This window comes from Streptomyces maremycinicus (assembly GCF_001184025.1).
GTDB lineage: Bacteria > Actinomycetota > Actinomycetes > Streptomycetales > Streptomycetaceae > Streptomyces > Streptomyces maremycinicus.
The window spans coordinates 132,424-155,677 of sequence record NZ_BBYG01000010.1; the positions used below are offsets into that span (position 1 = coordinate 132,424).

At 70.2% G+C, this 23,254-nt stretch carries 26 protein-coding genes and 2 pseudogenes; 4 read left to right on the forward strand and 24 right to left on the reverse strand.

The features are described from left to right. Nucleotides 1-173 precede the first annotated feature (173 nt). Both AOQ37_RS08155 and AOQ37_RS08160 read left to right on the forward strand, forming a co-directional pair. Complete coding sequence (locus AOQ37_RS08155; RefSeq protein WP_063781139.1) at nucleotides 174-2,918, forward strand: AAA family ATPase; 2,745 nt, start codon at nucleotides 174-176, stop codon at nucleotides 2,916-2,918. Between the two features lie 17 nt (nucleotides 2,919-2,935). Then, nucleotides 2,936-3,169, forward strand: a pseudogene (locus AOQ37_RS08160) (6-pyruvoyl trahydropterin synthase family protein); the annotation flags it as partial. Between the two features lie 23 nt (nucleotides 3,170-3,192). On the opposite strand, the gene AOQ37_RS08165 reads toward AOQ37_RS08160, so the two are convergent. Beyond that, entirely contained in the window at nucleotides 3,193-4,395 is a 1,203-nt protein-coding gene (locus tag AOQ37_RS08165; protein ID WP_062642735.1) for an IS110 family RNA-guided transposase, read from the reverse strand. 260 nt (nucleotides 4,396-4,655) lie between these two features. Here AOQ37_RS08165 and AOQ37_RS38500 point away from each other — a divergent pair. After that, nucleotides 4,656-4,781: pseudogene (locus tag AOQ37_RS38500) on the forward strand (6-pyruvoyl trahydropterin synthase family protein); the annotation flags it as partial. Nucleotides 4,782-5,025: 244 nt separating this feature from the next. Here the strand turns inward: AOQ37_RS38500 and AOQ37_RS41175 are convergent. The 3 genes from AOQ37_RS41175 to AOQ37_RS08180 all read right to left on the reverse strand — a co-directional run bounded on the left by AOQ37_RS41175 (nucleotide 5,026) and on the right by AOQ37_RS08180 (nucleotide 6,091). Next, complete coding sequence (locus AOQ37_RS41175; RefSeq protein ID WP_234436844.1) at nucleotides 5,026-5,202, reverse strand: hypothetical protein; 177 nt, start codon at nucleotides 5,200-5,202, stop codon at nucleotides 5,026-5,028. Between the two features lie 239 nt (nucleotides 5,203-5,441). Continuing rightward, nucleotides 5,442-5,666, reverse strand: a complete 225-nt coding sequence (locus AOQ37_RS08175) for a hypothetical protein (RefSeq protein ID WP_062642736.1) — start codon at nucleotides 5,664-5,666, stop codon at nucleotides 5,442-5,444. Nucleotides 5,667-5,719: 53 nt separating this feature from the next. Next, nucleotides 5,720-6,091 carry an SPDY domain-containing protein gene (locus AOQ37_RS08180; protein WP_062642738.1) on the reverse strand — a complete coding sequence of 124 codons (372 nt, stop codon included), beginning with the start codon at nucleotides 6,089-6,091 and terminating at the stop codon, nucleotides 5,720-5,722. A 246-nt stretch (nucleotides 6,092-6,337) separates the two neighbouring features. Here AOQ37_RS08180 and AOQ37_RS41780 point away from each other — a divergent pair, with 246 nt between their 5' ends. Further along, entirely contained in the window at nucleotides 6,338-6,472 is a 135-nt protein-coding gene (locus tag AOQ37_RS41780) for a hypothetical protein (protein WP_267888004.1), read from the forward strand. 102 nt (nucleotides 6,473-6,574) lie between these two features. Here the strand turns inward: AOQ37_RS41780 and AOQ37_RS38075 are convergent, their stop codons facing one another. From AOQ37_RS38075 to AOQ37_RS08265, 20 genes are all read right to left on the reverse strand, one after another. Next, on the reverse strand, nucleotides 6,575-7,777 hold the full coding sequence (locus tag AOQ37_RS38075) for an HNH endonuclease (protein WP_063781133.1): 1,203 nt from the start codon (nucleotides 7,775-7,777) through the stop codon (nucleotides 6,575-6,577). Between the two features lie 233 nt (nucleotides 7,778-8,010). After that, entirely contained in the window at nucleotides 8,011-8,865 is an 855-nt protein-coding gene (locus tag AOQ37_RS08190) for an SPDY domain-containing protein (RefSeq protein WP_062642740.1), read from the reverse strand. 98 nt (nucleotides 8,866-8,963) lie between these two features. Continuing rightward, nucleotides 8,964-9,758 (reverse strand): winged helix-turn-helix transcriptional regulator, encoded by a 795-nt coding sequence (locus AOQ37_RS08195; protein WP_062642743.1) that lies wholly within the window; start codon nucleotides 9,756-9,758, stop codon nucleotides 8,964-8,966. A gap of 32 nt (nucleotides 9,759-9,790) precedes the next feature. After that, nucleotides 9,791-10,276: a type II toxin-antitoxin system RelE family toxin gene (locus AOQ37_RS08200; RefSeq protein ID WP_062642745.1), complete on the reverse strand. Its 486-nt coding sequence runs from the start codon at nucleotides 10,274-10,276 to the stop codon at nucleotides 9,791-9,793. Beyond that, nucleotides 10,273-11,082: a hypothetical protein gene (locus AOQ37_RS08205; RefSeq protein WP_062642748.1), complete on the reverse strand. Its 810-nt coding sequence runs from the start codon at nucleotides 11,080-11,082 to the stop codon at nucleotides 10,273-10,275. The genes AOQ37_RS08200 and AOQ37_RS08205 overlap by 4 nt, the downstream gene beginning before the upstream one ends. A gap of 1 nt (nucleotide 11,083) precedes the next feature. Beyond that, nucleotides 11,084-11,683 (reverse strand): DUF4913 domain-containing protein, encoded by a 600-nt coding sequence (locus AOQ37_RS08210; RefSeq protein ID WP_062642750.1) that lies wholly within the window; start codon nucleotides 11,681-11,683, stop codon nucleotides 11,084-11,086. A gap of 95 nt (nucleotides 11,684-11,778) precedes the next feature. Beyond that, entirely contained in the window at nucleotides 11,779-12,702 is a 924-nt protein-coding gene (locus AOQ37_RS39685; protein WP_107085142.1) for a DNA cytosine methyltransferase, read from the reverse strand. Beyond that, on the reverse strand, nucleotides 12,695-12,985 hold the full coding sequence (locus AOQ37_RS40805) for a DNA cytosine methyltransferase (RefSeq protein ID WP_107085143.1): 291 nt from the start codon (nucleotides 12,983-12,985) through the stop codon (nucleotides 12,695-12,697). The genes AOQ37_RS39685 and AOQ37_RS40805 overlap by 8 nt, the downstream gene beginning before the upstream one ends. Continuing rightward, on the reverse strand, nucleotides 12,975-13,577 hold the full coding sequence (locus AOQ37_RS08220) for a hypothetical protein (RefSeq protein WP_062642752.1): 603 nt from the start codon (nucleotides 13,575-13,577) through the stop codon (nucleotides 12,975-12,977). Before AOQ37_RS08220 ends, AOQ37_RS40805 begins: the two co-directional genes overlap by 11 nt. Continuing rightward, a complete protein-coding gene (locus AOQ37_RS08225) occupies nucleotides 13,574-14,755 on the reverse strand; it encodes a DnaB-like helicase N-terminal domain-containing protein (protein WP_107085144.1) in 1,182 nt (393 codons plus the stop codon). Before AOQ37_RS08225 ends, AOQ37_RS08220 begins: the two co-directional genes overlap by 4 nt. Continuing rightward, entirely contained in the window at nucleotides 14,752-14,988 is a 237-nt protein-coding gene (locus tag AOQ37_RS39695; RefSeq protein WP_107085145.1) for a hypothetical protein, read from the reverse strand. The genes AOQ37_RS08225 and AOQ37_RS39695 overlap by 4 nt, the downstream gene beginning before the upstream one ends. 103 nt (nucleotides 14,989-15,091) lie before the next feature. Continuing rightward, complete coding sequence (locus tag AOQ37_RS08230) at nucleotides 15,092-16,885, reverse strand: type IV secretory system conjugative DNA transfer family protein (protein ID WP_062642756.1); 1,794 nt, start codon at nucleotides 16,883-16,885, stop codon at nucleotides 15,092-15,094. Nucleotides 16,886-17,011: 126 nt separating this feature from the next. Next, entirely contained in the window at nucleotides 17,012-17,713 is a 702-nt protein-coding gene (locus tag AOQ37_RS08235; protein ID WP_062642758.1) for a hypothetical protein, read from the reverse strand. A 19-nt stretch (nucleotides 17,714-17,732) separates the two neighbouring features. Continuing rightward, entirely contained in the window at nucleotides 17,733-18,230 is a 498-nt protein-coding gene (locus tag AOQ37_RS08240) for a hypothetical protein (protein ID WP_062642760.1), read from the reverse strand. A gap of 32 nt (nucleotides 18,231-18,262) precedes the next feature. After that, a complete protein-coding gene (locus tag AOQ37_RS08245; RefSeq protein ID WP_062642762.1) occupies nucleotides 18,263-19,033 on the reverse strand; it encodes a hypothetical protein in 771 nt (256 codons plus the stop codon). A 29-nt stretch (nucleotides 19,034-19,062) separates the two neighbouring features. After that, entirely contained in the window at nucleotides 19,063-19,779 is a 717-nt protein-coding gene (locus tag AOQ37_RS08250) for a hypothetical protein (protein WP_062642764.1), read from the reverse strand. Nucleotides 19,780-19,863: 84 nt separating this feature from the next. Beyond that, the gene (locus tag AOQ37_RS39700) at nucleotides 19,864-20,994 is read right to left on the reverse strand and encodes a hypothetical protein (RefSeq protein WP_159401321.1); all 1,131 of its coding nucleotides are present in this window, start codon (nucleotides 20,992-20,994) and stop codon (nucleotides 19,864-19,866) included. Beyond that, nucleotides 20,987-21,178: a hypothetical protein gene (locus AOQ37_RS40370; protein WP_159401322.1), complete on the reverse strand. Its 192-nt coding sequence runs from the start codon at nucleotides 21,176-21,178 to the stop codon at nucleotides 20,987-20,989. The genes AOQ37_RS39700 and AOQ37_RS40370 overlap by 8 nt, the downstream gene beginning before the upstream one ends. Before the next feature lie 82 nt (nucleotides 21,179-21,260). Next, complete coding sequence (locus AOQ37_RS08260) at nucleotides 21,261-22,775, reverse strand: putative type IV secretion/conjugal transfer ATPase (RefSeq protein WP_062642767.1); 1,515 nt, start codon at nucleotides 22,773-22,775, stop codon at nucleotides 21,261-21,263. A 20-nt stretch (nucleotides 22,776-22,795) separates the two neighbouring features. Next, nucleotides 22,796-23,251, reverse strand: coding sequence for a DUF6238 family protein (locus tag AOQ37_RS08265; RefSeq protein WP_062642769.1), 456 nt, complete (start codon nucleotides 23,249-23,251; stop codon nucleotides 22,796-22,798). Nucleotides 23,252-23,254: the final 3 nt, after the last annotated feature.

Consider the following 23,254-nt stretch of genomic DNA (forward strand, 5'->3'; position numbering starts at 1 on the left):
TGGCCCCGACCATCGGGCCGGCAAGGGGGGCCATGTCTCCCTCGACTCCTGCGGTTCCTGGGCTCGGTCCCGGAAAGCCTTCGTAGATCGTCATACGTCAAATACCCTGATCGCGCGCGTTGTTGACGTGGTGCATGGTGAAGTCGGCGAGATTAGGGGGCGCAGTGGCGGCGGTGTTCGTCGACCGTGAAGACAGCCTGGACGTGATCGGGAGTGTCGCGAGGAGGCTGGAAGGGGGCACCAGCAGCGTCCTGGTCGTCGAGGGCGACTCGGGCATGGGTAAAACGTTCCTACTGGCCGAGGTATGTCGCAGGTCGTCCGGCGGAGCCTGCCGTGTGGTGCTGGTCAGTTGCGTGCCAGGGCTTGGCAGGGGAGGCGAATACGGACCGTTCCTCGACGCCCTCGCGGAGCTGAGCTCAGCCCCGCGTGCCGGGAAGCGCAGGTCGAGGTGGGCCCGCGCGCTGGGACGAGGAGCCGTCTCCGCCGCGCCGGCGTTGGTGTCCCTCGCGATCCCCGGAATCGGCGGCGTGGTCGACGCGGGAACCGTGGCGGTCAAGTCGGCCCTCGCCACCGGGTCCCTTCCGGCGGACAGCTTGGGTTCGGTGCGGACCATCATGGCCCACCAGATCAGCGAGGCATTGTTGGCGGAGGCGCGCGACGGTGCACCGCTTCTGCTGCTGATCGATGACATCCAGTTGTTCGACGAGGGGAGCCGTGAGCTCCTGCACATACTGCTGCGCAAGCTCGAAGGCGAGCCGCTCAGCCTGGTGCTGGGCCTCGGCTCCTATACGTCGACGACGGCGAGTGGCGCGGAGATGGAGCAACTGCTCCGCATGTGGGAGTCGAGGCACAACCTGCTGATCGCCCGGCACCAGATGGGGTCCCTGCCGGACTGGGCCGTTGGTGACCTTGTCTTGGCCAGGCTGGAGGGCCAGGACGTTCCCGTCGGCTTCGCCGAGCAGGTGCACTCGGTGACCGGTGGGCGCCCCGTCTTCGTGGACCAGGTCCTGAAGCTGTGGCGCCCCGGCTACGGGACAGACGTACCACTGCCGAACGAACTGCCGCACGCAGTGAGGGAACGATTCCAGGGTATCGACTCCGAAGCCCAGGAACTGCTTGTTCTCGGGGCCACCGCTGGCCAGTTCTTCTTCTCACACACGCTCGCCGAAGTGACAGGGATGCCCCAGATCCGCGTTCAGGATCTGCTGCACGGCGTGGCGCGCGACCACGGACTGGTGCGCGAGCGGCGCCGTGCGGACATGCCCCGCTGGGCGGAGGGACTGCACATCGACTGGTACGACTTCGAGCACCGAGCCCTCCAGCGGTGCATCCGCGAAGGGCATCAGGACGAGGGAGCGCGGCTGCTGAGGCACGCCCAAGTGGCCGAGGCCCTGGAGAGACTGCCGCGGGCCGGCGAGGATCTTCCGCGTGAGGTCCGCGTCATGGTCGCCGACCACCTGCGCGCGGCCGGGCCTTCCCGTGCTGCCGCGAGCGCCGGCGCCCACTACCGACTCGCCCGGTCCGTGGCCGTGGACGAGCTGGCGTTCGTCCAGGCCGAGAAGTACTGCGAGACGGCCCTCGACTCGGCCCGGCAGCTACCTCTGGGAGACCCGCAACGCGACCGTCTGCTGGTGGAGGCGGCCGAACTGCTGCTGAGCCTCACCGAGGTGCGCTGGAAGGGCAGCGGGAGCGAAGCGGAGTCTCCCAGCATCGACACGCTCGCGGCTGAGGCCGAGGAATCGGCCCGCCGCCTCGGTGACCCGCTGCTGATGGCCCGCACCGCGCTGCTGCGCGGCAAGACACTGCTGGCAGTACGCGGTCTTGATCCCTCGCTGGAGAAACACCAGGAGGCTGTCGCTCTCGCCCGCGAGTGCGGTCCGGAGGGCACCGAAGTGCTCTACGTAGCACTTGTCGAGTACGGCCGCCAGCTGCCCAAGCGTGACCTGGAAGCCGGCCTGAGGGTGTTGTTCGAGGCCGAGGAACTCTACGCCTCCGCCGCCGAACTCGGTGATGTCGCGAGCCCGCTGCTCCAGCACGCGCGCAACCTCAACGAAATGCAGATCGGCGTCAACCTCTTCGACGCGAGCCGCTTCGACGAAGCCCTGCATCGGCTGCTGCGCTGCGTGGAACGGTTGAGTGGTGAGGCGATGCGCGGCGAGCTGCCCATAGCGCTGAACTACCTCGCTCAACTGCACATCGCCATGGGCGACATGGAGGAGGCGGAGGCCGCGCTGGCCAGAGCGCTGGCCTTCGAGGAGGAGTACCAGGAAGAGCGCGAGAGCATCAGCGGCTGGCACGCGTACAACAACGCGCTCCTAGCCATGATCGCCTCCCGCACACCCGAGCGCGCGCCAGAGGCGCTCCGGCGGATCCGGGCAGCATGGCTGGAGACGCAGGAGACGTGGCTGGTCAACCTGGTGCCCATCGTCCGCAACCTGTACGTGGACGTGCTCATGGCCGTGGGGGAGGACTCCAGGCTGGCGCTCCAGCTGATCGGGGACACCCTCGTCGAGACCGAGACCACGAAGATGGAGCGCAGCCGCATCGCCGCGTTCTGCCTGCGCAGCCGTCTCCGGCTCGCGGAGGGCGATGCCCGGAGCGCGCTGGAGGACGCCCGGGCGGCGTACGCGATCCTCGAAGAGCGGGGTGCGATGCCCGCCCTGCGTACGGAAGAAGTGCTGTACGACGTCTCACGCGCCCTGGCCGCCGACGGCGCCGACGAGGAAGCCGCCGACCTGCTGGAGCGGGCCCGTGCCGAGGTCCGCCGCAAGGCGGACAGCATCGGCGACCCACATCGGCGGGCACACTTCCTGAACGCCGTACCGCTCAACCAGGTTCTGTTCGCGGACGTGCCGTCGGTATCCGGCGGGTTCGCGGTTACAGTGCGGGACCAGGGTGATTCGCAGACGCAGGAGTAGAGGGGGAGGCGGAAATCGTGTTCACCATAACCAAGGAGTTCCACTTCTCCGCGAGCCACGTGCTCGACCAGCTGCCCGCGTGGCACCCTTGCGCGCGCATGCACGGCCACAACTACATCGTGGTGCTCGAACTCTCTGCCGAGGACGACGCGCTGACCCCTGCGGGATTCGTACGGGATTACAGGGATCTCGACGCGTTCAAAAAATGGATGGACGACACCCTCGATCACCGGCACCTCAATGAAGCGATGGGGGGGTGCCTCTATGTCTTTGGTCAAGTGAGGCGTGGGGTTCGGGGTTCGTAGAAGGTGCCGTCGCGGAGGATCGCGAACAGCACGTTGATCCGTTGTCGGGCCAGGCGGAGAAGGGCTTGCGTGTGGGTTTTCCCGCGGGCCCGGCATTTGTCGTAGTAGGTGCGGGAGGCGGGGTCGTGCAGGGCGGCGAACGCGGAGAGGAACATCGCGCGTTTGAGCTGCCGGTTGCCGCCTCTGGGTGCGTGTTCGCCGTGGATCGAGGTCCCCGACGACTTCGTGGTCGGGGCGAGGCCGGCGTAGGAGGCGAGGTGGGCGGCGGTGGGGAAGCTGGTGCCGTCGCCGACGGTGACCAGTAAGGTGGCGGCGGTCCTGACCGCGACCCCCGGAATCGAGGTCAGGACCGGGGAAAGAGGGTGGGCCTCCAGCAGCTGTCCGATCTGCGTTTCCAGGGCTCGTCGCTGTTCGTGGACGGCAGCGAGGGAGCGGGCCAGGGACGGGATCACGATGTCGAGGGTGCCGGTGCCGGGGACTACAACGGTCTGCTCGTCGAGCGCGTCGAAGACCTCGTCGATCAGCCGGGCGGCCATGCGCGGGGCCTTGGGCCGGATCACCTCGACGAGCCTGCGTCGACCGGCCTTTCGCAGCGCGGCCGGGGAACCGTGGCGTTCCAGCAGCCAGGTCACGGCCTGGTGGTCCAGACGGGGGCCCAGGACGCGTTCCAGGCTGGGGTGGAACTGGGTCAGCAGGCCGCGTATCCGGTTGGAGGTGCGGGTTGCCTCGGCCGCGAGGTCCTGGTCGAAGCCCACCAGGACGGTCAGTTCGGCGGTGATCTCGTCGGTCAGTTCCAACGAGCGCAGGGTGTGCGGCATGGTCCGTGCGGCGTCCGCAATCACTGCGGCGTCCTTCGCGTCGGTCTTCGCCTCGCCCGGGTAGAGGTCGGCGATCCGCCGCATGGACAAGCCGGGCAGGTAGGCGACCTTGCAGCCGGCGTAGCGGGCGACGGTCAGGGGCAGGGCGCCGATCGAGGCCGGCTGGTCCACGATGACCAGGACGGTGCCGAACTTCGCGGCCAGCTTGTCGAAGACGGCCCGCAGCTTCGGCTCGCTGTTGGGCAGCTGCTTGTCGAAGACCTTCTTGCCGGCCGTGGTGAGGCCGTGCCCGTGGTGAGCGCTTTTGCCGACGTCCAGGCCGAGGAAGACGCCCACGTCGTCGATGTCGTACAAGCCGTCCTCCCGAACGGGGTTCGTGCGGTGCTGGCCGGGCGTTGGCGTCGTATGCGCGCATCCACGTTATGCAGACCTGCCGCCCGAGCGGCCGGGCATTGCACCAGGCCAGGCGGTGTCGGACCTCTCATCAGCGTCTCCAACGGCGCCTCTCGGGCCCGGTGACACCACCCCCCAGGTCATCCCTTCGACAGGGGGGAACAGTCATGCCGGGCCCGGAAGCCAGCAGTCCCATTGCGGAACCGCGAAAAAGATAACGGGGGTACTCCCCCTCGGCGGAGAACCTCGCCAAGTGGATCTTCGACAGGTGGCGTGACGAGGTGCCTGAACTCACGGCGGTGAAGGTATCGGAGACACCCAAGACATGGGCGGTCTACCGGCCGTAGTGGCGACTTTCCCGCTTCGAACGGTTCCGCTCCCTCAGACGCCGGCCGCATTCAACTGTTCGGCCTGGAAGGGCCGATTGCCGCACGGCACTCGGTCTACGAGCTTCCTCGTCGTACACGTGAATTGACGGCGACAAGGGGCTGATCAGACGCCCGAAAGAACCGTCGGCGGGGGCGACCTGCCAGTCAGCAGAGGGCCGCCCCGGCTCTCGGGGCAGCCCTCGGTGTTCGAAGTGCGTGATCGTCAGTTGGCGGCCAGGTGGTTGGCGAGGTGCAGCGCGTCTGTCGCCACGGACAGCGCGGAGTGAAGGCCGATGACCTCGTGGAGGGTGGGGTGTACGACGGGGATCCAGTCGCCGTGAAGTGCCGGCCACCTGGCGAGGAGGACCTCCGCCGAGGCCAGACCGAGGTGAGCGGTCACGTCCATTCCGCCCCCCAATCCGGGCTCCCAGCTGAGCAGGATCGAACCGGGGCCGAGTCGGCGGGGTTCCAGGTCGGATATCCACACCGTGTGGATCGGCTGCGTGGGGTGCGGAGGGACGCGGCGGAGGAGGGCACCGCGTGCGGATCGCGGCATCGGGCTCTGGACGACGTCGCGGAGGACCATGTAGCGCGAGGAGCTGACCGGTGGAACAGCGGGCTGCGTGCGGGGATGGCAGCTCATACGTCGGACCAATCCAGCTTGGTGCGGACTGCGGATGGCAGCACACCCTCCTGGCCGTTCTCGGCTATGTAGACGGCTCCGTTCGATCCGGTGATCTCCACGATGCGGCCGATGCGGTGGGCATAGGGCCAGTCGGGATTGATGGCGAAGTACGCGGGCAGCTCGGGGTCGAAGGTCTGAAGCTGATGGACCAGTTGGCCAACGGTGATCTTGTGGGGCAAGACAGTCTCCTGGACGCCGGTCGGACAGGACAGTGGTTGCTGACGGGCGGGTGTCACACACAGGTGCAGTAGCGGGTGGGGCAGATGACCAGAGCGGCGAGGAACCCGGCGACGGCCTGTGCCGGGGTGTCCGGCCCGAAGGTCTGGCGCCAGGCCGTGCTGCCGTCCTTGTCCGTGACGTGGACGTGCCACAGCTCGCCGCGCGCCGCCTCCCGGCTTTCGGGGAGGAAGCCCACGTACACACGTCGGTCGGGGCTGGAACAGTGGACGTTGCAGTCCAGGTCGGCGACGACGTCCCATCCCTGCTCTTTGAGAAGGTCGGTCACGGGTCGGGCGCAGTGGCATTCGAGGAGCCACTCACGCTCGCCGAGGGCGGGCGGAGGAAGCTCGGCGAGCGGCCGGAACGTGGTGGTGGTGAGCGTCACGAACAGAGAACCCTTCGTTGACCTGCTGTTTTTCCGGGCTCCCGTACGTTGACATGGTCTTGGGCGGGGTCTCCAGCCGTTGCGCACGGTGGCCGTCTGCCGTGGGCGAACTGGCGGCGGGCGCGACGGCTGATGTCCGTCCAAGACGGAATGAATTGGCCGCTCCCTCTGCTGTCGCGGTAGTGGCCTTCGCAGAGCAGGCCGGAGATGGGGAGAGGGTCCGGCTTGGGCAGTGAGGAGATCCGTGTGTACGACGAGGTCGTCGATGACGTCGCGGCGGCGTCATTGGGCCGATCCCGGATGGTGGATGGACGGCGGATCGAGCTCAGCGTGGAGGAGTTGGCGCGGTTGGTGGACGCCGAGGCCGACGGATCGCTGTGAGCGGACCTGTACCAGTGTGCTGGCATCGGCTAACGCCGTACAGACTGAGACGCGTTGCGCGGAGCGCCGTGATTCGGCGGGGCTTCGGCGATCGACCCGTTCCTAGACTGTGCCCGGCATCGCATTGTGGCGCTCCGCCGCGACGCGGAGCAGGGTCTTGCACAGTGCTTCGCGTGTGCGTCCACGCGTCTTCACAGCATGGCAGTTTGGACAGAGTGCCACCATTTGGCTTGGATGATCGCGACCACCGTTGGCAAGGTCCACCACGTGATCCACTTCAAGTATCGGATGCCTCCGATCGGTCACATCGGCAGGCTGGCCCTTGCATTGCGGGTTCTCGCAGAGTCCATTGCTTCGGCCCAGGACGAGACGGCGGACGGCTCGTGAGCGCCTAGGACTTTGCGTGGTGCGGGAGACCCGTTCCCTTTGGGATTTCGCTTCCCGCTGCTCGACTAGCCTGCAGCCGCGCTCGTATTCGGCTGCCGTGATGAGCCACGGCTCTGGCGCTCGCTCGGTACTCTCAGAGAGATCGGCCGCCTCGATGTCGCCCAAACCAACGTCAGCGAGCAGTGGGGTGCAGTCGAGGCCGTCGAAGAAGGTGTCGACAAGCTCGTCGATCACGGCAAGGCGGGTCACTTGGGATTCTCGGAACAGCTCGTACAGCGGCTCGGCCAAGCCTCCTAGCGGCTGGTTGACATCGAACCAGCGGCGTACCTTCGCGTCACCGTGTGCGGTGGGCACGAGCTCCGCGTAGTCGTGCAGTGCCCAGACTCCGACGCGGTAGAGAGATGCGATGGGATAGTCGGGGCGTGGCCGCTCTCCCCTCACACCGTGTCGCTCCAGGAGGGTCTTGAGGGCCTCCTCGGTTTCAGGCCAGGGAAGCAGCCGGGGCTCGCCGCGTAGGGCTCGGCCCATAGCCCACAGGAGTGCGATCGGTTGGTACAGGGCGGGGTGCCCGGAGGAACGGTTCACCTTCAGATGAGTGACTCGGTGGACGAGGTCGTCAAGCGTAAGACCGGTCACCGAATGTTCCGCCTCGATGTTGAAACCGAGACTCTTCAACAGTCCTGCAGCATGCGCCGCGCCACCGGAGAAGTCGCTCGCAGCCAGCGGCTGCTGACCTGACAAGAAGCCGTGTGCGACGCCCACGATCGCCTTGGAGTCGTACTGCTTACCCTTGTGAGACAGCAGGTAGCGGCGGGCGGGCCGGAAGCCGTGATGCTTGAGGAAGGCATCGCGGCCGAGTCGATCGCACTCTTCGATCGCCCTCTCGACCTCGCGGCGTGTTATGTCGGTCAGCGCCATGCCGGAACACTACGTGAAGGGGCTGACATGCCCCTTCCGCTACCACTGCATCACTCCAGCCACACCGCCGGTACGACTCTGCTGGATGTCCGCCGAGCCTCCGCCGATCTGCGATCCCCTGCAGCGGCGGGCTCGTCGGCGAAGGGGGAGTTGGCGCGATAGAGCGGAGAGACATACAGGTCTCCGTCGGAGCGGCGGTTGGCACGGTGGGACTTCAGGGCTGGGGGTGAGCGTTAGCGCTGCCGTCGGGAGCCGGCGTGTCGGGCGGGCGCGGTCGGCGCGGCCGGGGGCGGAGGCACGTGCATCGCCTGGGCTTGGCCGCTGCGGGCGAGCGCCGCTGTGGCCCGCGGGTTGGGCCTGGCCGTGGCCTCGCGGGTGACCGAGACCAGCGAGCGGTGGCGGTCGGGAATCTGGTTCAAGGCGCGGGGCACGGGAGTGGGGTTCGTGAACACGGCGGTGGAGGCCGTAATGAGGTGCTGCGGCGTGTACCGGCTGAAGAAGGCCTGCCAGCTCGGCGTGTACACCGGGTCGGTGCCGGCGGACATGCGCCACGTCGACTTCTCGGGCGTGAGCAGCTCGTCGTACTCGTGCAGCCAACCGACGCCCATCTGATAGGCGGCGTGGCCGTCGGGCGAGACCGTACGGAACGGTCGGGAGCCATGCACCGGATCCCACCGTTGCCGCGCGGTCAGGGACGCGGGGCTGGTGCCCGCGAATTGCCGGCCGCCGCTGAGGTAGTCGGCGAAGTTGTTGTGCAGCCCGTCGACGAGGGCCTTGGTGAACGCGGCCACGATCTCGTGGGGCGTGTTCCGGTCGAACGTGGTGATCCAGTCGGGGACGCCGAGTGGATCCTCGGCGTAGGAGATGGTCCACCCGCCGTAGAAGCTCTCCATGGGGTTGGCGACGCGTACGCGCTGGCACGGGCTGGTGTAGTAGGTGTCGGTGCCGAAGGCGATGGTCTTGGTCCAACTGGGAGCGAGATCAAGGGTGTTGAAGATGCCGCGGCTGTCGCCGGGGCCGGCGAGGTAGCCGGGGCTGACCAGGACATCCGCATGCGGGTCGGGGGCGAGGGGATCCGAGCTGGGCATGAGAGGGCCTTCGGGTGGTGGGGCACGGCCGGCTGAGCGGCTCGTGTGGGGACACGAGGGCGCGGTCGCGCGGCGGAATCTGGGCGTGAGCACCGGAGTCACCTGGTCCGGGACGGGTGGGAGCGTGCGGTGACGTACGCCGGGACGCGCGGCTGAGGGACGGAGATGTGCGAGAACAGCTCGGAAGAGGCCGCAGGACTGCGGCGTATGGCCGCGCTCGCCCGGACGGCCCGCTGAGCTGTCGCGCCGTGCTGGTCCGGGCGAGTCGCCGCTGGGTGTGCCTTGCGGGCGAACTCCGCGAGTTCGGGGTAGACGGGGGTGAGTCCGCGGGCCGCGGACGTCAGGGTGTACTCGGAGCCTCGGCCGGAGAAGGGGCTCGTGCGGGTGATGAGCTGGTCGATCTGGAGCTGTGTGATGCGGTAGTGGAAGGAGCCGGTGGCGAGCGCGGCTTCGTCTCGCAGCGCACCGTTGGGAAGAGGGCCGTACTGCGCGAGGGCATGGAGGAGTGGGATCGTGCCCTTCCCGCGTAGCCGGCCGAGTGCGTCTTCCGCGCGCTCCGCCTCAGCGAGCGACGCCGTGTCGTCAGCGAGGTGGGTACGGTGCCAGGCCGCGAGCGTACGGTGGACGTGTCGCGTGTCGCGGCCGAGCGGCGTGAGGTCGTACACCCCGAACTGAGGCCGGTCCAGGAGACCGCTCGTCTGCATACGGCGCACGATCTGGGCCATGGCATGGACGCCTACCCACGGAAGCGCGGAGTTGATGTCCGCTAGGCGCATGGGGCCGTGGTGCTGGATGGTCTGCAGGGTCCAGGTGGTCCAACGGGGCGAGAGGCGGGCGACGGCCTGGTCGACGAGTTCGGTGTGACGGGCGGGCGCGTTGGAGAGGTCGGGCACGGTGGGGTTCTCCGGAGGGTGGTTGAGCGCCGTCAGCGGGACCGCGCGGCGCGTTCCGACGTGGTGCGGTTCGTGGCGGTGGTCGTTGCCGCGGGGTGCTGGGTGGCGGTGACTGGTTGCCCGCCGCGGTGCTGAGGAGAGCGGGCCCTGGCGGCTTGGGCGCGCCGGCCGTGCGGGGACGTGGCGGTGGCTGCCCGTTCGCGCTCCAGCCGGAGGGCCGCGGTGCGGTAGGCGGCCTGGTCCTGGCGCTCGCCGACCGCGAGGAGGTAGATCTCCCGTTTGTGCTGGGAGGAGGCGGGAGCGTCCCGGTACTGGATGACGAGGCGCCAGCGGGTTTCCGGGTCGACGTAGACCTTGTGGCAGCCCGCCAGTTCGCGCTGGAGGGCGGCGCCGCGTTCGTTGCCGTGGACCAGGTGCTGCAGTTCGAGCAGGGCCAGGTCGCGGATGTTCTCCGGTATGGCGCGCAGGTCGGCGAGGGCCTCGGGATGGGCGGCGAAGGCGTACCGTGCCCGGCTCATCGTGCGCTTCCACGGGGGTGGGTCGGGGCAGGTCCTGCTGCTGACCGCGGCGGCGATACGGGTGCCGGAGCCACGGCGAGGCCGTTGGCCGTGACCGTGGAGCGAGCGCGGGCGGCTGCCGCCCGGCGGCCGACGGCGCCCGGTGGATCAGGTGCCAGGGGGAGCGGCGACTCCCGCTCCATGACCCACACATCGGCCTCTTCGGCGCTGGTGAAGGCGCCTTCCCGCACGGTGTACGAGCGCAGATCCTTGGTCGTCTCTTCGAGGAAGAGGCGATACGGCGCATCCGCGGAGTCGGGGTGGCTGTCGTGGACGAGGGTGCGTACCTCGACGCCGAAGTCGAAGGAGCACGGGTTGTCGGTGTAGTGGTCGAGGACCTCGTACCGGTCGCCGGGATTGGTCCGGAGCAGGTCCTCAAGGCGTGCCGTGAGCGCGTCGGCGGGCCGGGGACCGTGGTGGTTGGACACCTCGGCGGCTTCCTGCGGGCAGCCCCGGCGGATCAGCCAGTTCTGCGCCAGCGGAGTGACCGGGTGGCGCTCGGACGTGAAGTCGAACGTGCGTTGCTCGACGTCTCGGGTGATGTGCAGCGTGACGTACTCCGCCGTCCCGGGGATGTCCCAGATCGCGGCCCGGTCGTACAGCAGCAGGTAGCTGTCGCGGCGGTCGGCGCTGTGGTGCTCGGAGAGGGGCACGAACAGGTCGTCCGAGAGCGTGACGGAGAAGAAGTCGTCCTCGACTTTCTCGGTGGCCGCTTGGAAGCCGTCGAGCCGGTAGTCCGGCGCAAGGGGTTCGTACGCGTGGGCCATCTCAGACTCCGGCGGGCTCGGGGGCGGCCAGCAGCCGGTGGTGGGGTCGGGCCGCACTGGTGGTGCAGGCACCGAACGGGCCGTCCGCGGTGCGGAGTTGGAGCAGGGCCGGGTCGAGGTGGTCGCGATGCCAGGTGGAGGGACCGGTGAGGCCGGCCTGGACGTCGGTGAGCTGCTGCCAGGCGAGCCAGAGGGCGTGCAGCCGGGCCACGGCCTCGGGGTGCTCTTGCCACTGCCGGCACCACGGGCGGCCGGTGGTGATCTCCCGTCCGTAGACCGGCAGGAGCAGGTTGTGCACCCAGTTGGTCAGCGCGGCCAGTTCTTCGGCGTACGTCTTGGCGCCGAGCGCCAGGATGAAGACGGAGGCCGGCCCGTCGTTGGCATTGCCTTCGGCCGGGGCGGAGGCCGATGCCGGACTTTCAGGGTGCACGGGATCGGCCGGTTCGCCGTCTTCCTGGGACGGCTGGTCGTCGGCGAGCCGGGCGAGCGTCTCGCCCTGCTTGCGGCTCTCGGCGACGAGCCGGGTGACCGTGGCGACGAGGTCGTCCAGGTCGTGGTCCGGTATGCGCACCGGCTCGCTCTCGTGGGCGGGTTCGGACATGGCTACCCCTGGTGGAGGTTCTGGTGGATGGGGTGTCGAGGTTCCGGAGAAACGGGGGTTTGGCCTGGCCGGGAAACGGGTGTAAAAGGCGCAGCTCAGCGCGGCGCGCGATGGCGGCATACGGTCCTGGGCCGGGTCAGGATCCGCAGGGCGCGGGCGGCCTGTTGGGGAACAACTCCGTTGCCCAGAGCGGTCAGTTGGGCGGGGCGCCCCAGCCCAGGTGTGCCGGTCACCCAGCCGGGAGGAAGGCCTTGCATCCACTCCACGAACCGCGGACTCAGGTGGCCCGCAGCGTCGGTCGGCCGAGGTGCGGGACGGGTGGCACGTTCCCAGCGGGTGATCGCGTCGGCGTACGGCCCCCAGATCTCGGCCCGTCCTGCACGGCCGACGGATCCCCGAACAGCGGCAGCGACTGCGCTCGTGGGGTCCTGCTCGTGGCGCCCTTCCGCTGCCCTGTCGTGCGTGTGGGCGTGGCATCCGGGGTGGGCCGCAGGCGTGCTGCCGCTGAAGGCAGGGTCAAGTCCCCATTGCCGTGGCGCTGGTTGGGCGAGTCCTTGGTGCGGTCGGAGGCCTTCGGGGTGGGCAGGAGCCACTCGATCTCGTCCGCCAGGTTCGGGCCGTGGCCGCCCTGCTTGCGTTTCGCCGGGTGTTGGCTGCCACCGTTGGCCCCCAGGTTGCTGGTCGGGGTCTTGAGGAGCGGTGATCCGTCCGGATGGCCAGGCGGCGAGGAAGATCCGCTCTCGGCGGTGCGGGGCTCCGACGTCGGAGGCGCGAAGCACGCACCAGCGCGCATTGAACCGGATGTCGGTCAGGGAGCCGAGTACGGCGCCGAGTGCGCGCACAGGAGGCTGGCCTGCGGTGTCTCCCAGACACCACGGGCAGAGTTCCACGTCGCCAGGGGAACCGGCGGGCGAGGTGAGGAGCCCTCGGACATTCTCGATCACCACAAGGCATGGGTTGAGGACTTCGATGGCACGGACGACGTGGTGCCACAGACCGGACCGGGTGCCATCAGCCAGTCCGGCGCGACGGCCGGCGACCGAGACGTCTTTGACAGGGGAAGCCGGCCGTCAGGACGCACACCTCCGGGACTTCGGCCCAGTTCGCGGCCGTGATGTCGCCGAGGTTCGGCACGGCCGGCCAGTGCCGGGACAGGATCCGGGCCGGTCCCGGATCGATCTCGGCGTGCCAGGCGAGCGTGCCTCCGAGGGCGGTCTGGACGCCGAGGTCCAGGCCGCCGTAACCGGAGCACAGGCTCCCGATCGAGGGTGGCGTCTCCGCCGAGGCCGGGTCAGCGGCCATGGCGAGGCGCCGTGGTGTAGGCGAGCGGGACCGGACCCGGGGCGGGCGGCTCCACGGGTAGGCGGTAGATCGAGCTCGTCGGCCGTGCCGAGCGGCTCAGGGCGGCGAGAACACGGGGCGGGGTGCCGTCGATCCGGTCCGTGGCGCGCCGCAGCGTGACGAAGGTTTCCTGCAGCGAGTCCACCGTGAGGTCCAGCCGGTCCTGCGCGACGTCGAACGCGGCCTGGCGGGCATCGCGTAGATCCGCCGAGGCCGGGGCTTCCGCGTACCTGCGCAGGAATCCGAGCTGTTCGAAGGCTTCGGTGTAGTTGTTCATGGCGCGTCCCGCCGAGGCGGACGCGCTGGTGTAGGCGGCGATGACCGGGCCGAAGTCGAGGCCTGGGTCGTTGTCGGTGGCGCGGAAGAGGACCTCGTCGGACAGATCCTTCACCAGTCCTGTGAGGGCGCCGAGCTGCTGGGACGCGGTGACAAGGTCGGGCAGGGAGCTCTGTGTGTACGACCGAAGCAGGTCGGAGCGGAGCATTTCGAACTCCCTGGCCAACGCGTACAGTTCGTCCTTCTCCAGGCCCGCGCGGCCGGTGTGGTCGGTCATGACGGACTCCGATGGTTGTGCCGGTCGGGAAGCGCGGCGCAGGGGGCCTCGACTGGCGCCGAGGGAGCCGGGGTGGCTGCGAGGTGGCTGCGGGCTCGGGCCGCGTCGATGCGGGCGGCGGGCGGCGACGTACCGGGCCGGCTGGTCGGCCGCCGCTGCTCGGGTTTTGGTTCGTTCGCGAGGCGCAGGCGGCGGCGTATGTCGTCCAGTGGGCCGAGGGCGTGCAGGGCGTAGCCGATCAGCCGTCCTGGGGCCAGGGATTCGTCGTCGGCGAGTGCGCGCACTTGGCGGGCGGAGGCCGCGGCGGTGCGTACGAGCGAGGCCTGGACGACCTGTTCGCCGAAGTGCTCGGCGACACCGGAGAGGGACAGCGGATCGCAGATCCGCATGACGCGTTCGGCGTCGAGCGCTCCGCCGGACAGTGCGCCCCGGCGCTGGGTTTCCCACAGCACGGTCAGGTGATCGATGGGCTCGCCGCGGTGGTGCAGGGCGCCCAGGGCGCGGTAGATCTGCTGATGGCCGGCGTCCGCGAAGTCGCCGGGATGCAGCCAGCTGACGACGTCGAGCAGCTGCTCGGGGCGGGCGCTGATGCAGCCGAGGAGGAACTCCTCGTCGGCGAGGACCTGTTCGTCGACGGGCTGCGCCTGCGGGGAGGGTGATGTGTTCGGCGCTGGGGGCTGTACCGGTCGTGGCTCGGTACCCCACCGGTGAGCGAGATCGGCGAGGACCTCGGCCAGGATCTGGGCGTGGTGGACCGTCTCCTCGACCCCGCCGCGGACGGCGTCGGCACGCGCGGCCTGGTGGAGGCGGATGGCGTGCTGGGTGACGCCGCGGTGGATGGCGCCCTCCAGGACCATCCGCCCATAGACGGGTGCGTGGGTGGGCCGCGGACACGCGGAGATCAAGGAGTGGGCGTACGACGCGGTGAGCCCACGGGTCCGGGTGCTGGCCTCCCGCACGGTGTCCGTCACCCAGGACAGAGGGATCGGAGCTCCGCTCTTCCCCGTTGCGGCCGGGTGGCCGTCGGCGCGGAGCTTGAGCATCGCGGAGTAGAGAGCGGCGTGTGCCGGACGGGAGAAGTGTTCGGGCCGCAGCCAGGGCGAGAGATGGTCGAGCTGAGCGGGGTCGAGGAAGACCGAGCCCAGGACCGCCTGCTCGGCCTGGACGAGCGGCGTCACCGCCGGTCCTTCCGCGCGGCCGTGCGTTCGGTGCGCAGCTTCGCGACGGCGCGGTCGGCGGCGGCCATGTCGGCGGCGAAGCGGTCTAGTTCGTCGGTGAAGACGGGGTCTGAGGCGGAAATGGTGCCGGTCGGGGTGACCAGCCACCATGCGCCGCCGCGGCGTACGGCGGGAGTGTCGGCGAGCCGCTCGGACGGGCGGACGGAAGCCCAGGTCGGTACGGGGTGGGACATGGGAGCACCTCAAGAGGAACTAAGGGGAGGGCGAGCAGCGGCTCAGGGACGCGATGGGCTGTACGTCCGCGTCTCGTGCGGGCGTCGCGTCGGGCCGGGGTGCTCATGCCGCCGGGCCGAAGTCGTCGCGGTGCGGCTGCTTGGCCAGCGCGCGCTCGGTGATGGCCGCGGTCGCCTGGGCGGAGGCGGCGCCGAGCCGGTCCGCGTCCGGCTCGCGGTACCAGGGCTTGAGGTTCAGGAGGGCGGGGCGGATGCCGGTGGCCAGCAGCAGTGCGGAGCCCTTGGGCATAGCCCGGATCGCGTCGGCCGGCAGTACACGCTCCTGACGCATCGACACCGACGTCGACTTGCCCGACTCGCTCGTGGACACGGAGACGGTGCGTACGTCGTGGTCGCCGACGAGGCGGGAGAGCTTGTCCGCGAAGTCGGCGTCGTCGATGCCGGAGCCGACCAGCTTGATCGTCGCGGCGGACCACAGGGCGTCCATGCCGGCCTCGCCCCATACCCGTACGCCCTGGCGGTAGGACTGCAGGATCGTGATCGGGATGACGCCGCGCGAGCCGAGGTGGGAGTAGAGGTCTGGGAGGTCGGAGATCTTGCAGACGTTGGCGGCTTCGTCGAGGATCGCGAGCAGCGGCGTGTCGAGGCGCCCGCCGTCGCGTTCGGCCTGGAGGACGGCCGAGCGCATCACCGCGTCGGCGGCTGCGGCGATGATCGCCGAGGCGGAGCCGCCGCCGTCCTTCGACAGCAGGAACAGGGTGTCCTTGCTGGTCGCGAACTCCTCCGGCTTGAACTCCCGTACCTTGCCCAGGTCGTTGGGAGGCGTGACCCAGGCGGCGATGGTCGGGTCGAGGAGGCAGCTGGCGTACTGCCGGGCGGTCTCGAAGATGCCGTCGCGGGTCTCGACGGCTCCGGCGACGGTGCCCTGGAGCTGGGCGGCGACGGCGTCGAGGCCGGCGTCCTGCAGGAGGTCGATGGGGGTGCGGTCGGCGGGGGAGGCGAGCCAGGCCAGCACGTCGGTGATGGGCCGGTGGTCGCGGGCGGAGGCGAGGAACAGGGCGGTGAGGGTGTTGGCGGCGGCGGTGGACCAGAAGTCGCCCGCGCTGGACTCGTCCACGGAGGCGGTCACGAAGTGCCCGGCCAGCCGCCGGGCCCCGGCGAGATCGTGGGCGTCGGCGAGGATGTCCCACCACATGGTCTGCTGGGCGTGGGCGATCTGCTGCGGGTCCAGCGTCCACACCGTGCCCACGTGGGAGCGCTCGTCGAGCGTCGCCGTGAAGGCATCGCGTGCCGCCTTGTTCGAGGTCAGCAGCACCGGGCCGGGGGCGCGCAGAATCGCGGGGATCGCCAGCCCGGATGTCTTCCCGGAGCGGGGCGCCATGATCGCGAGGAGGACGTCCTCCCAGGAGGAGCGGACCTCGATGGCACCCGGCTTCAGCGTGCCGAGCAGGACGCCGCGGTCGTCCGGAGCGATGTCTTTGGGCTTGGTGCCCTTCAGGCTGGGCCGAAGGTCGATGGCCTTTGTGGCGATCTTCTTGGGCAGCAGGTCGGCCAGATCCCGCTGATCGGCCAGCCCGTTGGGATTGCGGCGAAGACGCAGCCACAGGCGGCCGCCGAGGACGGCTGCCGCGGTGAGCGCGGCGGCGGGCAGCAGGTAGCAGCTGGTGAGGACGGCGGGTTGGGCGAGATGCGGCCAGACGCGTTCGGGGTGCAGGAGCGCGTCGGTCGGTTGGAAGGCGGCCCACGGATCGGAGCCGGTCACGGCGTTGGCGAGATTGCCGAATAGCCAGGCCAGCGAGCCTCCCGCCATGCCGAGACCGGCGATGGCGATCAGGAGGTAGAGGAGGAGGTCGGTGCCGGTGGTGGTCGAGGGCGTGCTGGTGCGCGGAGATGGCAAGGCGGGATCCAGAGGGGTGCGGACCAACGGGTGGCGGCGGGGCAGTGGGTTGCTCTGGCGATCACGAGCGGGCTCCTGGCTGTTGTGGCGGTGAGCAGGGGAGTTGGACGGAGCGGCGGGGAGCGGTCAGCGAGACCGGCCGGGCCGGGGCGTGGTGGGTGGTGTGGCGGAGGGCTCTTCGGCGGCGGGCGCGGCTCCGGTGTGAGGGCGCGGGGCCGTCGCGTAGTAGTTGGCGACGCCTTCCTGCCAGCTCCGCTTCTGGGGCGGTCCGAGCCTCCGCGTCTGGTGGCCGGCGCCGCGCAAGTCCTCGGCGAGAGAGGTGAGCGTGGCAGCGGCGTCCTCGAAGAGGTGGGACAGGTCCCAGCCGTCATCGGTGTCGGCGACGTTGGCCTGCACGGCCGCGGCCTCGAAGAACTCGCCGAGGCGGACGAGGACGCCGTCGTCCGGGTCCACGACGTGCTCGATGAGGTCGGCCGCCTTCGCGTACGTCTCGGATCCGTTGAGCTGGTCGGTCAGGGAGAGGATCTGCTGCCCGTAGACGCGCGTGCCGAGGGGATCGGTGGGTGTGGTGATCCGGGTGACGTCCAGGCCGGGATCGAGTTCGACCTGGTAGCCGACCGCGGTGAGCATCCGGGCGGCATGGCTGGCCATCTGGTTCTCGCGCTCCTCGCCCATGTCCCAGGGCAGGCGGTACCAGAAGGAGAGCGGGGTGGTCTCGATGACGAAGCCGGCGCGCTTGAAGAGGGTGACGGCCAATTCGTCCCCGCCTTCGGCGGTGACGTTGCCGGTCGGCTCGCGGATGATGACGACATCGGGCGTGGTGGACATGGCGGCCTCCGCGGGCGGGTCAGAAGTGAGGGTTCTCGGTGGGCCGGTCGCCCCCGGTGGCGGCTGCCAGAAGCTCGGGCAGGTCGGCGGGGTCGGCGTCGCGCTGGTCCAGCCACCACCCGGCACGCGTCAGGGGCCGCGCGGTGTCCTCGATGGCTGCCCAATCCGCCTCGCTAGTGGTGCCTTCGAGCACCAGGGCGGTGTACGCCGCGGCCATGAGCTGGTGGCGGCAGCGGGTGCCCCAGGCGATGGCCCGGTCGGTGCCCTCCAGCGGAGGCATCCGATACCGCGTCGACCATTCCTCGGCCTCGGCCTGCTCGGCGACCCGCTTCTTCGCCAGCCACTCGGCCTTGGACTCGGTGTCCTCGCCCTGGGCGGCACGCCAGCAGTCAGAGCAGTCGCGCTCGGCGAGCCAACGGGCGTAGCCAGCACGCCGGTCGGCCGGACGGTCGGAGAGATCGGCCTGAGTGCTGTCTCCACAGGCATGGTTGATCGTCCAGATCTTCTTTACGGCCATGAGCAGGGCTCCTTGTGCGATCGAGAGGAAGGTCAGCGCGTACGACGAGGGCTGGACGGGGGGGCCGGTGAACGGGCTGCTTCGTCCGGGGAAGTGGGCTGGGCGGCGGGGCGGGTTGGGGAGGACGCGAGAGCGGCGCGGGCACGGGCGGTGTGCGTGACCGACGGGATTTCGTGCCGGGGGAGCAGCGGCACCTCGGACAGGGACGAGGCGTCGTCCGGCGTTATGTCCGGCATGACCGCCAGGTCGAGCTGGGCGGTGACGAGCTGGTCGCCGAGGAACGCGACGTGGTGGGCGATGGTGCGCAGGTGCTGGCCCAGCTCGCGGCCGTTGGCTGTGTCGAGCCGATCGCACCAGGCGGCGGTCGTGTCGATGAACTCCTCCAAGTCGCCGACGACGCCGTGGTGTTCGTCGAGGATCTGTTCCAGGACGTCGGCGGCATCGGCCGAGCGGCGCAGTTCGTGCAGTTCTCCGGTCAGGGCGGTCAGTGACTGTCCGGGCAGCGCCTGGCGTACGGGCACCCCGTCCGGCGTGGGAATCGGGGGCGGCAGCATGATGCGGGGGTCGGCGGCGACCGAGAGGCCGACGTCCTGGAACTCGCGGCTGGCGCGGGCCACGGCCCGCACCGCCGTGTTGTGCGGGGTGTCGCCGGGCAGCAGGTAGAGATCGAGGGCGCCGCTGTAGCGGAAGTGGTGCTTGCGCAGCACTTCGTCGAGGAACGGCCGGTCGTCCGCCACGGCGGCGACCACACCGAACTCCGGGTGGACACCGAAGGCGACGTCGGGCTCGAGTCGCAGTTTCATGCTGAAGACTTCCTTTGGGTTCGGATGACCTAGCGGGCGCGGACCGGCTGCCGGGCGGCCGGGGCCGGGCCGTAGGTGACGGTGACGTCGGGCCGCTGCGGCACCGCGGTGCCCGCGCGGGCCGGGGAGATGGCGGTGGCGGCCTGGGCCCGGCGCTCCCAGGTCGCGGGAGTCGGATCGGGACGTCCGTTGCCGCGGATGTAGGAGAACGCGTCGAACGCGAGGGCCGTGCTGTCCAACCGCGTCTCGACGTAGCGCAGATCGCCTTCGCCGTGCAGCAGCACGCCCTCACCTGTGCGCATGTCGGTGCCGACCGCGCGCACCGTGCCGTCGGGATCGCGGACCTGGTCGTGCACGACGATCCGGGCGGCCCGGATGTCGGCGGCGAGTGCGTGGGAAGCGGTGAAGACCGCCTCCTCGCCGCCGAGGCCCTCCTGGCCGGGGTTGTTCGAAGGCCCGTCGAAGAGGCTTCGGCCGGGGGTGGGCCGGGTGGCGGGTTTGAGGTCGTACGCGGCGTCGGAGGTGACGCTGTATCGCGCGGCGCGCAGCGACTGGACGGCCTGCTGCCCGCGCCGCGTCAGGTCGCGGTCCGGCTCGGTCAGGGCGTATATGCGGCTGTCGGCCAGCCGCTCGAAGCCGACCCGCCGCAGCATGTGATCGGCGACGTGGTTGGCGTGCGACATCGCGGCCACGACGCCGTACTGGGCGTGGTGGGCGACGGTGATGTGCGGGGGTATTTCCGCCACGAGAGGTGCACCTCACAGGTCGGGGCCATGCGGAGGACGAGGATGTGGCCCGAAGACGGATTTGGAGGGGCCGGGGAATCTGCGCTAGCGCGATCGGCGCACGCGGTCACGCGGGACGAGGCCGTGCGACGCCTCGGCGGTGGACACCGCCGCCGTCGCGACGCTCTGGCGGGTCGCGTGCGGGGACCGGGCACGGGCGGCCTGGACCTGCGCGGACTGCTGTGGCCTGTGCGGATGGCCGCGCAGGCCGCGCTCGGCTCGTGCCATCTCGACGAGCGCGCCGCTGTTCTCCATCCAGGTCAGGGAGTAGTGCCAGCCCTCGGCATTGCGCTCGACTACGGCCTTCGCGAGCGCGGCCTCGGCGCGAGGGCGATCCGGCAGCAGCGCACCGGTGACGGCTTCGAAGTCGGCCTGAACACGCGCGCCGCCCTCCAGGGCCTCACGCAGCACCCGAAGCCGGTACGGCCACCGCCCATCCGCACGATCCTCCGGATCCAGGAGCGGGAGCGTCTCCTCGGCGTGCGCGACCAGGGCAGGGCCGTGGTCGAGGAAGGGAGCGAACAGAGCCCACATCTCCGCATCCCGCTGCTGCTGGCGCAGGCCGTAGCGCTCGTCGAGGGGCCAGTGGTCGGCGTCGCACAGGCTGTCGGAGATCGCGTCCCACTCGGCAAGAGCCCGCTCACCGGCATCTACCGCCATGACGACCTGTTCAACGCGGGCCTCACGCACGGCCGCTTCGTAGCGGGGAAGCAGCCGGTCGGTCACCGCCGACGCCGCGCGCGCCGGGTCCGCGTCGACGACGATGCCGTTGGGTGCTTTCACCCGGTCCGCGACGTCACTGCCGTTCGGCTGCAAGGCGGCGACCAGAAACTCGCGTTTGCGCCGCGGTCGGTCGACGACGACCAACTCGCGACCGGCGTCGCTGGTCAGCACCGCGTCCCGGGACAGCGCGAACTGATCGAAGGCCCAGTGCACATGCCCGAGGTCCCAGACCCGCTGCGCGAGCGGGAACTGATCGGAGTACGCGGCGTGCTCCTGCGCGACGATGGCCCATGAGCCGGGCAGCCGGGCGGCGAGTCCCTCGGCGAACGCCACAAGGTCCGCGCGGTCGTTGGGCCTGCGGGCAGCGGAGGCGACCTGGCGCTCTGAGGCCGACGCGGTGAAACGAGATACGGGGAGGCTGCCACCGCGAGAGGTCGGTATCGGGTCAGCCATGACGGAGCACCGCTTCGTTGGGCGGCGGAGCCTGTCGGGCGTCGAGCCGCCGGGATTCGTCAAGGACACCGAACGGGCCTGTGGCCAGAGGGATATAGCGGTGAGAGGAGTTGGCCGCGATTGCGCGGATGTAGCGCTGGACGAGCCGATGCGCCACGCGGTGGATCGTGTACTGCTGAGGCATGAAGGCGGACTTCCTGGGAACGCTCGGGGCGGGAAGACTTGGGCGGCCGGGATGTGGTGCGGCCCCTGAACAGTGGGATTGATCAAGGACGAGTGATCGCCGCCATCCGGGCGTCCGTGTCGAACAACTCGCGCTCACGCGGATGAAGTAGATGCTGCGTAATGAACGACCGGCCTGCGACCTTCCACAGCCCACGCCCCTTGGTGAGAGCGGAGACGGCCTGGGTCTCGACGCCGGTGAGCCCCAACAAGGAGGCAGCAGAAGCGAGTTGGTCGGCTTCCTGGCGGTAGATGATCCGGGTGGAGCAGTCGGTGAGCAGGCCCTCGGCCAGGGCCCGGCCGCGGGAGCCGGCATCGCCTGCGGCGAGCAGGTCGCTGAGGCGGTGGATGACCATCAGGTTCGCGATGCCGAGGCCGCGGGAGAGCTTCCACTGGCTCTGCATCCGTTCCAGCAGGGCGACGTGACGCATGACGCGCCACGCCTCGTCGTAGATCACCCAGCGCCGGCCTCCGGCGGGATCGGCGAGCGCGGACTCCATCCAGGCGGAGGCGCAGGTCATGGCCAGGACGAGCGCGGTGTCGTCGCCCGCGCCGCCGAGGCGGGACAGGTCGATGGACAGCATCGGCGCGCTCGGGTCGAAGGCCACGGTGCTCGGCGCGTCGAACATCCCGGCCAGGTCGCCGTGGACGAGCCGGCGCAGTGCGTGGGCGAGGTCCTCGGCGGCATGCCCGAGACGGCCGGACAGCTCGCCGAGCGCCGCATCGAGCCGCTCGGGGGAACCGAGGACGTAGGCGACCTCGCCCAGCAGCGGAGTGGTGCCGCGGGCCTCGGCGTAGGCGACGACCTGGTCGAGTGCCACATCAAGGGCGGTGTGTTCCATGGGATGCAGCTCGCGCCCCAGGACGGTCTTCGCGAGCGAGCCGAGCAGCAGAAGGCGCCGCTTGCGGACCTCGCCGGTCCAGTCCTCCTCGCTGACGCCGTACGGCCGGGCGGGCGTGTCCAGGGGGTTCAGGCGTCCTGGCAGGCCGGGGCCGAGCGCGATGGTCTGGCCGCCCAGTTCCTGGGCGACGACGGTCCATTCGCCCTTCGGGTCGCAGGGCACGTAGATCCGGTATCCGAAGGCCACGGCGCGCACGGCGAGGGACTTGGCCAGGGCGGACTTGCCCATGCCGATGATCCCGGCCAGCAGGATGTTCGGATTGGTGAAGCCGTCGAGACGCCCGTAGAGGGCGAACGGGTCGTAGGTGAAGGCCGCTTCGGCGTGGACGTCACGGCCGATGTAGATCCCCTGCGCGCCCAGGCCGCCCTCCGCGAGAAAGGGGTAGGCCCCTGAGGCCGTAGCCGTCGTCATCCGGTGGGCGGGGAGCTCGAGACGGCCGCCGCGGGCGGAGGCAGCACCGGGACGGCCGGCGGCCGGGTAGGTGGCCCGCAGCTCGGGGTCGAGACCGGGCGCGGTCGGGCGGGCTTCTCGACGTACGGCGTGGCGGGCCTGGTCGCGAGCGGCGGCGAACTGATGGCGAGCGGCGCGTGCCGTGCGGCGGTCGCTCTTGCGCGGGACGAACAGCGGGCTGGCGCTGGCGCGGGTACGAGAGGGCATGCGGATGGTGCTCCTGGCGGTCAGTGGCGGGTGAGGCCGGTGAAGGGGTCGCGCAGATCGGCCGGGGTGTGATCACGGCGGACCCGGGTGGCGGTGGCCAGATGGCGCTGGCACACGGTGAGTTCGGGCGCCCCCTCGGGCAGCCGGGCCCGGCACGCCTCCCGGGTGGGGAGACGGCCGGAACTGGGGTGCGGGGAGGCGTGGAACGCGGCGTGGAGGTGCTCGGCTGCCTGCCACAGCCGGATCCTGCACGCGCGGAGGTGGTCGCCTTCTGCCCTGGCCACGGGGGTGGTGCGGGCGGTGTGGGCGTCGAGCAGTCCGTACAGCGCGACGATGTGGGCGTGCAGGGAGTCGAGTTCGGCACGGCCGGCGGCGATGGGGGCGACGGGCATGTTGATCGCCTGGTGGAAGTCGAGCGCGGCGGTGGCGAACGGGACGAAGTCCGGAGCCAGTTCGGGCAGGGGCTCGGTCGGCATGAG

What these genes read in the sequence shown, in the direction of transcription:
- AOQ37_RS08240 (WP_062642760.1), bottom strand. Translation starts at nt 18,230, where the DNA reads ATGGCCGTAAAGAAGATCTGGACGATCAACCATGCCTGTGGAGACAGC.
- AOQ37_RS08265 (WP_062642769.1), bottom strand. Translation starts at nt 23,251, where the DNA reads ATGCCGACCGAGCCCCTGCCCGAACTGGCTCCGGACTTCGTCCCGTTC.
- AOQ37_RS08205 (WP_062642748.1), bottom strand. Translation starts at nt 11,082, where the DNA reads ATGGCCCACGCGTACGAACCCCTTGCGCCGGACTACCGGCTCGACGGC.
- AOQ37_RS08220 (WP_062642752.1), bottom strand. Translation starts at nt 13,577, where the DNA reads ATGACCGACCACACCGGCCGCGCGGGCCTGGAGAAGGACGAACTGTAC.
- AOQ37_RS08235 (WP_062642758.1), bottom strand. Translation starts at nt 17,713, where the DNA reads ATGTCCACCACGCCCGATGTCGTCATCATCCGCGAGCCGACCGGCAAC.
- AOQ37_RS08260 (WP_062642767.1), bottom strand. Translation starts at nt 22,775, where the DNA reads ATGCCCTCTCGTACCCGCGCCAGCGCCAGCCCGCTGTTCGTCCCGCGC.
- AOQ37_RS38075 (WP_063781133.1), bottom strand. Translation starts at nt 7,777, where the DNA reads ATGGCGCTGACCGACATAACACGCCGCGAGGTCGAGAGGGCGATCGAA.
- AOQ37_RS39695 (WP_107085145.1), bottom strand. Translation starts at nt 14,988, where the DNA reads ATGTCCCACCCCGTACCGACCTGGGCTTCCGTCCGCCCGTCCGAGCGG.
- AOQ37_RS08210 (WP_062642750.1), bottom strand. Translation starts at nt 11,683, where the DNA reads ATGTCCGAACCCGCCCACGAGAGCGAGCCGGTGCGCATACCGGACCAC.
- AOQ37_RS40370 (WP_159401322.1), bottom strand. Translation starts at nt 21,178, where the DNA reads ATGCCTCAGCAGTACACGATCCACCGCGTGGCGCATCGGCTCGTCCAG.
- AOQ37_RS39700 (WP_159401321.1), bottom strand. Translation starts at nt 20,994, where the DNA reads ATGGCTGACCCGATACCGACCTCTCGCGGTGGCAGCCTCCCCGTATCT.
- AOQ37_RS40805 (WP_107085143.1), bottom strand. Translation starts at nt 12,985, where the DNA reads ATGGCCGCTGACCCGGCCTCGGCGGAGACGCCACCCTCGATCGGGAGC.
- AOQ37_RS08200 (WP_062642745.1), bottom strand. Translation starts at nt 10,276, where the DNA reads ATGAGCCGGGCACGGTACGCCTTCGCCGCCCATCCCGAGGCCCTCGCC.
- AOQ37_RS08245 (WP_062642762.1), bottom strand. Translation starts at nt 19,033, where the DNA reads ATGAAACTGCGACTCGAGCCCGACGTCGCCTTCGGTGTCCACCCGGAG.
- AOQ37_RS08190 (WP_062642740.1), bottom strand. Translation starts at nt 8,865, where the DNA reads ATGCCCAGCTCGGATCCCCTCGCCCCCGACCCGCATGCGGATGTCCTG.